The organism is Mycobacterium sp. UM_11, assembly GCF_001414075.1.
GTDB lineage: Bacteria > Actinomycetota > Actinomycetes > Mycobacteriales > Mycobacteriaceae > Mycobacterium.
In genome coordinates, this window is sequence record NZ_LATC01000120.1 from 1 (window position 1) to 12,807 (window position 12,807).

At 67.7% G+C, this 12,807-nt stretch carries 11 protein-coding genes and 1 tRNA gene; 4 read left to right on the plus strand and 8 right to left on the minus strand.

The genetic code is table 11. The features are described 5' to 3' along the window. The 6 genes from WU80_RS21655 to WU80_RS21680 form a co-directional block, all read right to left on the minus strand. The coding region (locus WU80_RS21655; protein ID WP_055405840.1) for a SulP family inorganic anion transporter at nucleotides 1-1,054 on the minus strand (1,054 nt) is incomplete at its 3' end. A 246-nt stretch (nucleotides 1,055-1,300) separates the two neighbouring features. Continuing rightward, nucleotides 1,301-2,326: an NAD(P)H-dependent glycerol-3-phosphate dehydrogenase gene (locus tag WU80_RS21660; RefSeq protein ID WP_156349632.1), complete on the minus strand. Its 1,026-nt coding sequence runs from the start codon at nucleotides 2,324-2,326 to the stop codon at nucleotides 1,301-1,303. 72 nt (nucleotides 2,327-2,398) lie between these two features. Next, nucleotides 2,399-3,880 (minus strand): NAD(P)/FAD-dependent oxidoreductase, encoded by a 1,482-nt coding sequence (locus tag WU80_RS21665; protein ID WP_055404222.1) that lies wholly within the window; start codon nucleotides 3,878-3,880, stop codon nucleotides 2,399-2,401. Nucleotides 3,881-3,950: 70 nt separating this feature from the next. Continuing rightward, nucleotides 3,951-4,568 (minus strand): RES family NAD+ phosphorylase, encoded by a 618-nt coding sequence (locus WU80_RS21670; protein ID WP_055404225.1) that lies wholly within the window; start codon nucleotides 4,566-4,568, stop codon nucleotides 3,951-3,953. Continuing rightward, the gene (locus tag WU80_RS26195; protein WP_055404227.1) at nucleotides 4,562-5,068 is read right to left on the minus strand and encodes a hypothetical protein; all 507 of its coding nucleotides are present in this window, start codon (nucleotides 5,066-5,068) and stop codon (nucleotides 4,562-4,564) included. Before WU80_RS26195 ends, WU80_RS21670 begins: the two co-directional genes overlap by 7 nt. Before the next feature lie 62 nt (nucleotides 5,069-5,130). Further along, entirely contained in the window at nucleotides 5,131-5,622 is a 492-nt protein-coding gene (locus WU80_RS21680; RefSeq protein ID WP_055404229.1) for a YajQ family cyclic di-GMP-binding protein, read from the minus strand. A gap of 69 nt (nucleotides 5,623-5,691) precedes the next feature. Here WU80_RS21680 and WU80_RS21685 point away from each other — a divergent pair. Further along, nucleotides 5,692-5,775: transfer RNA gene (locus tag WU80_RS21685), tRNA-Tyr, on the plus strand. Nucleotides 5,776-5,782: 7 nt separating this feature from the next. Here the strand turns inward: WU80_RS21685 and WU80_RS21690 are convergent. Both WU80_RS21690 and WU80_RS21695 read right to left on the minus strand, forming a co-directional pair. After that, the gene (locus WU80_RS21690) at nucleotides 5,783-6,697 is read right to left on the minus strand and encodes a DMT family transporter (protein WP_055404231.1); all 915 of its coding nucleotides are present in this window, start codon (nucleotides 6,695-6,697) and stop codon (nucleotides 5,783-5,785) included. An 85-nt stretch (nucleotides 6,698-6,782) separates the two neighbouring features. Continuing rightward, nucleotides 6,783-7,652 (minus strand): oxidoreductase, encoded by an 870-nt coding sequence (locus WU80_RS21695; protein ID WP_055404233.1) that lies wholly within the window; start codon nucleotides 7,650-7,652, stop codon nucleotides 6,783-6,785. Between the two features lie 86 nt (nucleotides 7,653-7,738). On the opposite strand from WU80_RS21695, the gene WU80_RS21700 reads away from it, so the two are divergent. The 3 genes from WU80_RS21700 to WU80_RS21710 form a co-directional block, all read left to right on the plus strand. Further along, nucleotides 7,739-8,725, plus strand: a complete 987-nt coding sequence (locus WU80_RS21700; RefSeq protein WP_055404235.1) for a diacylglycerol kinase family protein — start codon at nucleotides 7,739-7,741, stop codon at nucleotides 8,723-8,725. A 413-nt stretch (nucleotides 8,726-9,138) separates the two neighbouring features. After that, nucleotides 9,139-12,387: a thioester reductase domain-containing protein gene (locus WU80_RS21705; RefSeq protein ID WP_055404237.1), complete on the plus strand. Its 3,249-nt coding sequence runs from the start codon at nucleotides 9,139-9,141 to the stop codon at nucleotides 12,385-12,387. A 16-nt stretch (nucleotides 12,388-12,403) separates the two neighbouring features. Next, nucleotides 12,404-12,807 (plus strand): metal-dependent hydrolase (locus WU80_RS21710; RefSeq protein WP_197286005.1); only part of this gene is annotated, 404 nt, incomplete at its 3' end.

The window sequence follows — 12,807 nt, forward strand, 5'->3', positions numbered from 1 at the left end:
AGATGTGTATAAGAGACAGGACCAACTCCGCGAACGGGACGGTGAACAGCAGGATCCACACGCCGTGCATGAATGCCGAGGCGCGCGATTTGGCGCCCGCGTTGACGTTGGTCGAGCTGCGGACGATGACGCCGGTGACCGGCAGCCCGCCGATGGTGCCCGACACGATGTTGGCCGCGCCCTGGCCCACCAGCTCACGGTTGAAGTCGGTGCGCGGCCCGTTGTGCATCCGGTCGACCGACACCGCCGACAGCAGGCTCTCGACGCTGGCGATCAGCGCGACGGTGATCACCCCGATGGCCACCGCGCCCCAGTTGTCGTGCGGAATGTCGGGCAGCTGCAGCGCATCCAGCGGCGAGCCGTCGAGATCGATCCGTCGCACGTGGAACGGGAAGACGACGGACACGAGCGTCACGACGACGATGGCGACCAGGGGGCCCGGGACCCGGCGCACCTTGGCCGGAACCCAGCGCCAGGCGACCAGGATGGCGATCACCAGCACGCCGAGGATGACCCCGGGCCGGTGCGAGTCGATGATCTGTCCCGGCAGCCCGATCAGGTTGTGCCAGGCCGTGCTCTTGGATTTGCCGCCCAGCAGCACGTGCGCTTGCTGCAGCGCGATCGTGATGCCGATGCCGGCCAGCATCGCGTGCACCACCACCGGCGAGATCGCCAGGGCCGCCCGCGCGACGCGGCTGAGCCCCAGCAGCACCTGCAGGACGCCGGCGGCCACGGTGATCAAACAGGTTACGCCCCAACCGAAGTCGGACACCAGGTCGGCCACGATCACCGTCAGTCCGGCCGCCGGCCCACTGACCTGCAGCGGCGACCCACCGATCGCGCCGACCACGATCCCCCCGACGATCGCGGCGATCAGGCCGGCGAGCACCGGTGCGTTGGAGGCGATCGCGATCCCCAGCGACAGCGGGAGCGCGACCAGGAAGACGACGAGCGACGAGGGCAGGTCGTGCCGGATGATCGATCGCACCCGATCTTTCCGCGAGTTGGTGCCCTGATCCTGAGGTTTATCGCCGAGCTTTTCGATGTTTCGCATCGGTCTCGTCCCTCGTTAGGAGTTAGCGGGGGATGTTCCGAGATCCGCCCCGTATTGCGTTGTATTACGTCGGCGTAACACCTTGGCGCACAGTAGGTTACGACCCGGCCGGACCCACAGGAACATGGCCGGGAACCCCTGGCTGCCTGATTGACGGTATTTTGCTGGCAAACCGAGGGTCAAGCGGACGGGCCGGGCCCATAGAGAATGCAAAGATTTGAATTTGGCCGGCGGAAGATGGCCACGTCAGAAACCCGAGCCGTGCACCTCGTGTCCGGGCATCTCGACCATCAGGCCGCGGTAGGCGTCCTCGACCGTCGAACCGTGGTTGATCACCGCGTCGACTTCGCGGGCGATCGGCATGTTCAGGCCGAACTCGTTGGCGAACTCCATGATCACGCTGGCCGCTTTGACGCCCTCGGCGACCTGGTTCATCGAGGCGATGATCTCGTCGATCGGCTTGCCGGCGCCCAGTTGCTCGCCCACGTGGCGGTTGCGGCTGCGCTGGCTGGTGCACGTCACGATGAGGTCGCCCAGGCCGGCCAGGCCGGGGAAGGTATCGGGATTGCCGCCCACGGCCACACCCAGCTTCGTCATCTCGCGCAGCGCGCGGGCGATCACCAGCGCGCGGGTGTTCTCCCCGATGCCCAGCGAGTAGCCCATTCCCACCGAGATGGCATAGACGTTCTTCAGCGCCCCGGCCATCTCCACCCCGATGACGTCGTCGGTGGTGTACACCCGGAAGCGCCGGGTGCGAAACAGCCCGGACAGCCGGGTCGCCAGATGCTGGTCGGGCATGGCCAGCACCGCCGCGGCGGCGTAGCCCTCGCCGACCTCGCGGGCGATGTTCGGTCCCGCCAGGATGCCCGCCGGATGACCCGGCAAGACCTCCTCGATGATCTGCGACATCCGCATGTTGGTGCCCTGCTCGAGCCCCTTGACCAGCGACACCACCGGCACCCAGGGCCGCAGTTCCTTGGCCAGCTCGGTCAGCACCCCCCGGAACCCGTGTGAGGGCACGCCCATGACCACGACGTCGGCGCAGCTCGCCGCCTCGGCGAAGTCGGTGGTGGCGCGCAGGGTGTCGCTCAGCACCGCCTCGTCGCCGAGGTAGCGGCTGTTGCGGTGATTCTCGTTGATGTCCTTGGCGGTCTCCTCCGAGCGCACCCATTGCAGCGTCGGCCCTCGTCGCGCGCAGATGGAGGCCACCGTGGTCCCCCAGGAACCGCCACCGAGGACAACGACCTTGGGTTCGCGCATCTGTGCTGCCATGGCGATCAGCGTATTGCCGTCACCGGACATTTAGTAGGAGTTCACGAAGTTCCGCCGGCAGTCGCGTGGCGCTCAGCCCGCCAGGGGTGCGCGCTCGGCGACCCGGCCGAACACCATGGCCTCCTCGATGCGGTCGAAGCGGTAGTCGATGGCGTCGGCGAGGTAGTTCTGCCGCACGTTCCACGGCCGCTTGGTTCCCGATTTCGGCAGCGCATGCACCGACCGCAACACGTAGCCGGCGTTGATGTCCCAGGACGGCTTCTCGGCCATCGGTTCGTTGCCGCGATGCGGGTAGGCGTGCGTGTAGCCGTGAGCGGCCATGTGCGCCAGCAGCTTTGCCGTTGCCCGGGCGGTGATGTCGGCGCGCAGCGTCCACGATGCGTTCGTGTAGCCGACACACCAGAACAGGTTGGGCACGTCCTCGAGCATGTGTGCCTTATAGACGAAGCGGTCGTTGGTCTTGATCTCGTTGCCGTCCAGGCTGATTGCCGTCCCGCCCAGCGCCTGCAGCTGCAGCCCGGTGGCGGTGACGATGATGTCGGCGTCGAGGTGTCCGCCGGACTTGAGCGCGATGCCGGTGGCGTCGAAGTGGTCGATGTGGTCGGTGACCACCTCGGCTCGGCCGGCGGCGATGGCGTTGTACAGGTCGGCGTCCGGGATCAGGCACATCCGCTGGTCCCACGGGTTGTAGCGCGGCTTGAAGTGGGTGTCGACGTCGTAGCCGTCGGGCAGGCTGCTGATCGCCTTGCGCCGCAGTAGCCAGCGCACGAGGCCCGGCGCCTTGCGGGACAGGGCGAAGAACACCGCTTCGGTCAGCGCGCTGTACATCCGCACCACCAGGTGAGCCGGCTTGCGCGGCAACACCTTACGGGCGACGGCCGCGACCTTGCCGTACTTGGACGCCGAGATGAGGTACGTCGGCGAGCGTTGCAGCATGGTCACTTTGGCGGCCCGGTCCGACAGCGACGGCAGCAGCGTGACCGCGGTGGCCCCGCTGCCGATCACCACGACCTGCTTGCCGGTGTAGTCCAGGTCTTCGGGCCAGTGCTGCGGATGCACCACGGTGCCCCCGAACGCCTCGATGCCGGGGAAGTCGGGGGTGTAGCCCTCGTCGTAGTTGTAGTAGCCGCTGCCGAAGAACAGGAACCGGCCGCGGTACAGCTTCCGCGCGCCGTCCTGCTCGACCGTCACCGTCCAGGTGTCGGTGGACGAATCCCAGTCGGCCGAACGGACGTAGCTGTCGAACCGAATGTGGCGATCGATGCCGTACTTGCGCGCCGTGGCGGCCAGGTACTCGCGGATGTGGACGCCGTCGGCCACCCCCTCCTTGCGGGTCCACGGCTCGAACGGGAAGGACAGGGTGAAGATGCTGCTGTCCGAGCGAACCCCGGGGTAGCGGAACAGGTCCCACGTACCGCCGATTCGCGCGCGCCGCTCCAGGATCGTGTAGCTGAGCTGCGGGTTGCGCTCGCCGATCCGATAGGCCGCGTCGATGCCGGAGATGCCGGCGCCGACGATGATCACGTCGGAGTAATCGGCTTCGCTAGGGGTCATCGTGAACCTCGCTCACATCGTGGACTGGTCACCAGATTAGGCACCCACCGGTTGGCCGGGCCAGGAATCCCTATGCCGGCTCCATCAGCACGTCGACGTGCAGCGGCGCGCACCGGTCGATCAGCCAGAGCTGGTCGGCGGGGCTGGCGAAGATCCGCGCGTGCGTCGGATCCTGATCGAAGGCCGCAGCGCACCTGTCGCCGAAGAAGACGTAGGCCTTGGAGTCGTTGCACTGCCGCGACATCCACACCAGCCCGTCCAGCCCGGCGCCGTGCGCGGCTTCGGCCCAGCGCACGGTTGTGGCGTAGCTGGAGGCCGGGCTCGCCGTGAGCTCGGCGGCGGTCACCTTCAGGCGCCGGAGCCCGGTGCCGTGCAGCACGCCCAGGCGCACGGATCGGGTGACCTTGAGGCGGACGAGCACCTTGTCGGCGTATTGGTCGTAGGGCAGCAGCCCGCCCTCGGCCGGGATGTCGTGCAGCAGCGTCTCGGCGATGGCCGCGTCCTCGGTGTCGGCGGCGTACATGATCGGCACCACGGGGTCGCCGAAGAAGCCGAAGCGGGTGCGCGCGCCGATCCCGGGATTGAAGTCGGTGGCGGTGCGCGTCGCCGAGAGCACGCGGTAGAGCAGGTGGCCCGCCGGCAGGGTGGCGGTGGCCGGGTCGAACGGGTCGGGTGGTCGTTTCACCACGAAACGGCCATGGCCTCCGCGGCGACCGCGACGACGCGGTCCGGATCGGTGCCGAGGCGGTCGACGGGACGCTCGGAGTCCAGATAGGTGGTGGGGGAGCACAGCCACTGCACCAGGCCGGCCTCCGACCAGCCGTTGTCCTCGGCGACCTCGCGCAGCCGGGCGATGACCGGCAACGGCTTGCCGTCCGGGCCGAACTGGAACCCGGGGTAGGCCAGGTAGGTGCCGCGCCGCACCGCGACCAACGCCCCGTTGCGGTGCGCGGTGGTGGCCAGGTTGCGCGGCGCGCTGGACCGCGACCCCATCCGCTTGCCGGCGTCGGTGCTGCTCAGCATCCCGAACTCGTCCTCGATGCGGGCGTACAAATTCTGCTCGGCCTGCACCGCGCGCGCCACGGCGGGCTCGGTGTAGACCGCGACCGACGACAACGCGTCGCCCACGGCGCGGGCGCTTTCACGCAGCCGCTCGTGCGCGGTGGCCAGCTCGGCGACGGTGGTCATGGGATTCGCTCCAAAGTTCGGTTCGTGCAGTTCATCCTACTGCACGAACCGAACGTATGGGGCTAGCGGTAGTTGACGAACTGCAGCGCGACGTCCAGGTCGGCCTGCTTGAGCAGCGCCTGGACGGCCTGCAGGTCGTCGCGCTTTTTGCTGCTGACGCGAATCTCGTCGCCCTGGATCTGGGTCTTGACGGATTTGGGACCCTCGTCGCGGATCAGCTTGGTGATCTTCTTGGCGTTCTCGCTGGTGATGCCCTGCTTGATGGTGCCGTTGACCTTGTAGGTCTTGCCGGACGCCTGCGGCTCGCCGGCGTCGAAGGCCTTCATCGAGATGTCGCGCCGGATCAGCTTCTCCTTGAAGACGTCGACGGCGGCCTTCACGCGCTCCTCGGTGGACGACGTCAGCTCGATCGCCTCGTCGCCCTTCCATGCGATCGTGGTGTCGGTGCCGCGGAAGTCGAAGCGAGTGGCCAGCTCCTTGGCGGCCTGGTTGAGTGCGTTGTCGACCTCTTGGCGCTCGACTTTGCTGACAATGTCGAACGATGAGTCCGCCATTCGATCCGTCCCTTCATCCGGTGATGGCCGTTTGTGCTTTGTCTACCCCCTCGTTGTAACCTGTCTGGCGGCAGGTTGCCCGAGCGGCCAATGGGAGCGGACTGTAAATCCGTCGCGAAAGCTTCACAGGTTCGAATCCTGTACCTGCCACCAAGGTTCGCTAGAGCGGCGACACTTTCGACCCGTCGTCGATCCGCACGTCGCGGCCGGCGCCCGCGGACACCGTCGCCGCCTCGCCGCGGGCCAGCCCCACCGTCGCGACGATCACCAACACCGCGGCCACCGCGAGCACCACCCAGTCGAAGCCGTGGGCGTCCAACGTCTCGCCGAGCACGGTGATCCCCAGCACCGCGCCCACGATGGGCTTGGCGGCGATGATCGTCGGCAGCGAGGCCGTCAAAGCGCCTGCGCGGTAAGCCGATTGGTGGATGATCATGCCGGCCACCGCGCAGAACACCCAGCCGTACACCTCGGGCCTGGTCCACAACTGTTCGGGGTTGTGTTCGATGATGTCGACAACGCCCTTCATCAGCACCGCGAACACCGCGAGCAGTGAACCGGCGACCGCCGCGAGCAACAGCGCGGCCACCGGGCGATCCGACCAGATCCGGGCGCCCACCATCGCCAACAACAGCGGCGGGGTCATCGCCACCGCGACGATCAGCCAGACCTGGGCCGCCGCGCGTTGCTGGCCGCCGGTCGGATCACCGACCGCGATGACGACCACCAACGCCGCGGTGAGTAACACCGCCCACGTCCACTCCCCGCGGGTGACCGGGTGGCGGCTCATCCGCGCATAGATCGGCAGGGCGAACAGCAACGAGGTCACCTGCAGCGACATCACGAGCAGCACCGAGCCCTTGTCCAGGGCCGCGGCCAGCAAAACGTAGCTGGCGATGTCGCCGAGTCCGCCCAGCAACCAACGCCTGTCGCGCAACAACATGCCGAACAGCGCCAGGTGACCGACCGGTTTGTCGGTGACCTCCTGCGCGGACCGCTGGCGGACCACGTTGCCGATCGCCGACGCCAGCGCGGCAAGGAGGGCAAGGATCGCCGCCATATCAGTGTCCGACATGGGTTACCTCCTCGCGTGGGCGTCGCTGCATGGATTTGCTCACCAATCTAGCCGGGCTACGGCGAACCGCCCGCCGAGCGCGTCATCAGAGCGGGAAAGCGGTGCCTGTGAGCCGCTCGGAAAGTTCCCACAGCGCCGTCGCCGTGCCCGCCCGCTTGGCCGGCCAGTTGCGCCACGTCGGCTGGGTGCGGCCATACAGGCCGAACCGCGGGCCGACGAAGGTGTCGCCCGGCAAATCCTGGGACACCGCGAACAGCGTCTGCCGGGCACCGAAGTCGGCGTCGGTGGACACGATGCGATCCACGGCCAACACCGCCGCGTCGCCGAATTTGCGGCCCGAGTTGCCCTGAAGGTTCGTGTGCGACCAGCCGGGATGGGCGGCCAGGGCGCGCAGCGCAGAACCGGCGGCCTCGAGGCGCCGCTGCAGTTCGCTGGTGAACAGCAGGTTGGCCAGCTTGGACTGGCTGTAGGCCAGCCACGCCGAATACGGGCGGGATTGAAAATTCAGGTCTTTGAGGCTGATGTAGCCGAAGTGGTGCATCAGCGAGGACACCGTCACCACCCGGTCGCCGAGCTTGGGCAGCAGCAGGTTGGTCAGCGCGAAGTGGCCCAGGTGATTGGTGCCGATCTGGCCCTCGAAGCCGTCGACGGTGACGGCGTGTTTGGTGGCCATGATGCCGGCGTTGTTCACCAGCACGTCAAGGGCGCCCATCTCGTCGGCGAAGCGCCGCACCGAACTGAGGTCCTGCAGGTCGAGTTGGCGCACCTCGACCTCACCGGTCATCCGTTCGGCCGCGGCCTTGCCCTTCTCGGTATTGCGCACCGCCAGGACGACGCGGGCGCCCACCCGTGCCAATTCGCGGGCGGTGGCCTCGCCCAGTCCGGCGTTGGCCCCGGTGATCACGACCGTGCGTCCGGCGAACGAGGGCAGATCTGCTGCGGTCCAACCAGGCATGGCAGCCACCCTAACGACGTGATCCCGCCCACCGGAACGCCGCAGGTATCGTGCGTGGGATGGCCGGCGGGATCCCATCTGAGCGGATGTACCTGGGGGTCATCGTCAATCCGCTCGCGCGCAGGAATCGCCGCGCGCGGGGCGACCGCGTGGCGGAATTGCGCCGCATCGTCGGCCCATGGGGCGAGGTTCACGAAACCTCCTCGATCGAGGACCTGGGCAAGACCCTGGACGAGCTGCGCCCGCGGGTCACTCACCTCGTCGGGGACGGCGGCGACGGCGCGCTGCACTGGTTGATCAACGAAATCGAGCGCGGGGAAAGCGATTCCGAGCGCTGGCCGACGTTCGTGCCCACCAACGGCGGCAGCGTCAACGCCGTCGCGCGCAAGGCGCGGGTGCGTGGCCGCCCCGACGCCATCGTCCGGGCGCTGGCCGCCGCCGCCGAGGCCCAAAGGCCGCCGGCCGAGCTGCACCTCGACACGTTGCGACTCGACGGCGAAACCGAGGACGGCGCCGCGTTCCATCGCCTGTGTTTCGGGCTGGCCGCCGGGGGAGTCGGAAACCGGTTCTACGACATGTATTACGGAAAAGCCGAACACGGCCGCGGCGAGGTTGTGAAGGTGATCGGCCGCTCGTTCCGCGACTATCTGGCGTCCAAGGTCGGCCGTTCGCCGGCCGCCAGTTACTCGTCGGTGCTGTTCACCCCGACGCGTGCCCGGGTGGTCATCGACGGCGAGGAGGTTCCGTCGCGGACGCACCGCGTGCTGCACGCGGGTGCGATCGATCTGCGAATCGGGGGGCCGTTCCGCCTTTTCCCGAAGGCCGAGAATCCCGGCGCGCTGCATTTTCAGGCCGGCGAAATCCGGCCCTCGAGGATCGTCGTGCAGCTGCCGGCGGCGCTCACCAACGGCACGCTGCGGGGCCCCGGCGTGCGCGACGTCAACGGTCGCGAAATGGTCATCGAGGCGGAGGGGGAGCCTCTTTCCCCGATCATCGACGGCGAACGGTTCGTCGGGGTCGTCCGGCTGGTGGCCCGCGCCGGCCCGCGGATCCGCGTCGCCCGGATCGGCTGAGTCCGTACCTCAGTAGTTCCGGAGCCGGGACCGCGAAATGGCGGTCTTGTAAACGGCTCAATGCCCTTTGCGGTGCGGATACGAAATGACACAAAGAAACACCTAGCGGCAAAAGGATAGCCATTCATGATTATCGCAATTGCGTAAGTCAGTATCCACGCCTTTGAGGAGGCAGCCCGCCGAGAAATCCAAGGTGATAGGCGTAACTGAGATACTGAAGTCCGTAGTTGCTGAGCTGGCGAGTGCCCATTCGCGGCGGTGGATTGGCCAATGCTGTGAAATTAATGTGTCATGCCGGAAAATGCCGCTCCTCGCTTTGCTTGGCGGCCATCCGCGGCGCTACATTGGGCGTTATCAATTGATACGAAACTTCTTATGGCTCATAGTGGACCCGGAAGGGGGTGGCTCCTGCCATGGAGACGCTCATTGATCACCTGCACATGCGGGAAAACCAGACACCGGACAAGACCCTCTTCCGCTTCCTCGACGACGAGGGCCGCGAGCAGGAGCACTACACCTACCGCGGCTTCGCGGAGCGCACCCGGGAGCTGGCCGCCTACCTGTCGACGGAAGCCGGTCTGCGCCAGGGCGATCGCGCGCTGCTGGTCTACCCGCCCGGCCTGGAAATGATCGCGGCGTTCTACGCCTGCGCCCGCATCGGGGTGATCGCCGTGCCGGTCAGCCCCCCGCTGCCGATGTCGTTCGAGTCGGGATTGGCCAAACTCGCCTTCATCGCGCGGGACTGCCAGGCCAAGGCGGTGTTGTCGACCAAGCAGTTCGAGTACGACTACCGCTTGCTGCTCAACCACTTCGACGGCGGGTCGGCCTGGCCGGAGGCCCAGCGGCCGCCGGAACTGCCCTGGTTCGGGACCGACGGCACGCAGGAGTTCGGCGGCGCCCATGTCCCGGACACGCCCGGGCCGGTGCTCTTCCTGCAGTACACCTCCGGGTCGACCAGCGATCCCAAGGGCGTGGTCGTCAGCCACGCCAACGTGATCGCCAACGCCTCGGCGTTCAAGGGCGGCGAGGTGCTGGTCAGCTGGCTGCCGCAACACCATGACATGGGCCTGATCTCCGCCTACCTGTTCATCCTGCTGGTCGGCGGCACCACGCACGCGATGTCGCCGCTGGACTTCCTGAAGCGGCCGTCGGCGTGGCTGCGGCTCATCAGCGACGTGCGCGCCACCCACACGCCGGTGCCCAACTTCGCCCTCGAGTACTGCCTGCGCGAGGACAAGCTGCCCACCTCCGAGCTGGCCGGGGTCGACCTGAGCAGCCTGGAGAGCATCGTCGTTGGCGCAGAGCCGTTGCGCGCCAGCACTTTTGCGCGGTTCCGGGAGCGTTTTGCGCCCTACGGCCTGGAGCCCAACGCGCTCACCGGCGCCTACGGCATGGCCGAGAACACCCTGATCGTATCGCTTCGCGGACGCCAGACCCTGGCGCTGAACAAGCGCGCGCTGGAGCGCAACCTGGCGCGGGTCGAAAAGGCGCAGCCGGAGAACAGCAACCAGGCGCCGGTGGTGAGCTGCGGCAAGCCCATCGACGGCAACGTGGTGCGAATCGTGGATCCGGAATCCGGGCAGGCCCTCGGCGAGGGCCGGGTCGGCGAGGTTTGGCTGGACGGACCGTCCAAGGGCGGCGGCTACTGGAACCGCCCCGAGCTGACCGCGGAGGCGTTCGCGGCCCGCATCCCCGGCGACACCGAGCACAGCTATCTGCGCACCGGCGACCTCGGATTCCTTTACGAGGGCGAGCTTTTCGTCTGCGGCCGCAGCAAGGACCTCATCATCGTGCGCGGCGTCAACTGCTACCCGTCGGACATCGAGGCCATCGTCGAGCGGTCGGCCCCGCAGGTCCGCGGCGGCTGCGTCGCCGCCTTCGCCGTGGAGCGCGACGATTCCGAGGTGCTGACCGTGGTGGCCGAGGTGCGCGACCCCGACGCGCTGCCGGACGGCAAGGCGCTGGCGCGGGCCATCCGCCGGCACGGCCACATCGACCCGCACACCATCGCGTTCGTGCCGCCGCACACCATTCCCAAAACCACATCGGGGAAGATCAGGCGATCCTCGACCCGGCAGCTCTGGGTGGGCGGCGAGCTACCCGTGCTGGCGACCTACACGCACCCGACGCACGACGGATCCGAGCTCACCGGGGGCCCGCTGGACCGGTTCCGCAACCTGATCGAGAGCTACGACCTCACCGGCGACGAGGACTGCTCCTTCGCCGACCTCGGCATCGACTCGCTCGCGCTCGCCGAGTTGCGCGCCGACCTGCAGGCCCTGCTCGAAGAGCACGGCGCCGGGGAGCTGGCCGAGGAGGTGAACACCCGCCTGCTGCAGCGGCTGACGGTCGCCGAGTTCTTCGCGCTCATGCGGCAGTTCGGTGCCGGCTCGGGACAGCCGCTGGACGCGCTGCGTCAGGCGCTGGACAAGATTTCGGCCGAGTACGAGGCGTACGAGACGGCGCGGATGCGGGCCGACGCGCGGCTTCCCCTGCCCGCGCTGCCGCCGGCGCGGCCGGGCGCGCCCACCGACATCCTGCTGACGGGCGCGACCGGTTTCCTGGGGCCGTTCCTGGTCGCCAGCCTGCTCGGCCGGACGTCGTTCACCGTCCACGCGCTGATTCGCGCCACGGACTCCGCGCACGGGCTGGACCGCATCGTCGCGTCCCTGCGCAAGGCCAAGTTGTGGTCCCCGGCGCTGGAGGCCGAGGTTCGGCGGCGGGTGCGCGTCGTCTGCGGCGACCTGGCCGAGCCACAGCTGGGCCTCGGCGAGGAAGGTTTCCAGCGACTTGCCGAGACCGTCGACGCCGTTGTCCACAACGGCGCCCTGGTCAACTACGTCAGGACCTACGACGCCCTGCGACCCGCCAACGTGATCGGCACGCACGAGCTGCTGCGCCTGGCAATGACCGCCCACCGCAAGGCATTTCACCTTGTCTCCAGCACCTTCATCTACGGCTGGAGCGTGAAGCCGGTGGTCGGCGAGTCCGACGCGAACCTGGAGATGAACGCCCTGGACTTCGGCTACTCGCAGACCAAGTGGGTGGCCGAGCAGCTGGCGTTCGCCGCCCAGCGCCAGGGGCTCGACGTGCGCATCTTCCGGCCGTCGCTGATCTCACCGACCGGGGCGGGCTTCGGCAGCGGTGACGACATCCTGGTGCGCACGGTGGCGTTCATGATCGAGCACGGCGTCGCCGCCAACGCGCTCAACCAGCTCAGCCTGCTGCCGGCGGACCTCATCGCCGATCACATCGTCGCGCTGATGGGCTTGCCGAGGGACGACACGGTCTACGGCAATGTTTTCAATATGACCGCGGACGACTACTACAACATGACCGACATCACCAGGGTCTTGTCCGAGCGCTACGGCTACCGCTTCGAATACCACGACATCTCGTCCTTCGCCGCCGAGATGAACCGCCGGTGCACGCCGCGCGACCCGATCTACCCGCTGGTCGACTTCCTCACCCGCTCGGCGGAGAAGATCTCGGCGATGCGGGACAAGCGCTACGGCAACAGCCAGTACCAACGCGCGCGCGAGCTGGCCACGGTCCGCCTGCGTGAGCCGGCGCTCACCGAGACCGTGGAGAATCTCGTCCGGTTCTTGCGCAGTGAGCGCCTGATCACCGAGGCTGAGGCCGAGGCGCAACGCAGCGCGTAGCTGAGGGGGTAAAACCATGTTCACCGTCGACGACCAGGCGACCGGTCCGCATGACGCCGCGCTCGACCACGAGCGCATCGTCCTGCAGGCCCGTGACGTCGACTTCGACTGGGCCCAACTGCCGTTCTATTACGTGCCCAACGAGCCCTTCACCACCCACTTCTGCAACGTGCTGCACCTGCTGCTGCCCGCCGGCGAGGAGTTCATCGTCGATGCGTTCAAGAACGCGTTGCCGCTGATCAAGGACGATCAGCTGCGGCTGGACGTGCAGGGCTTCATCAGCCAGGAGGCCATGCACTCCCAGGCCCATTCCGGGGTGCTGGACCACTTCGCGGCCAAGGGCGTCGACGTCACGCCCTTCACCGACCAGATGGCCTGGCTGTTCTCGCAACTCATCGGGGACCTGTCTCTTATACACAT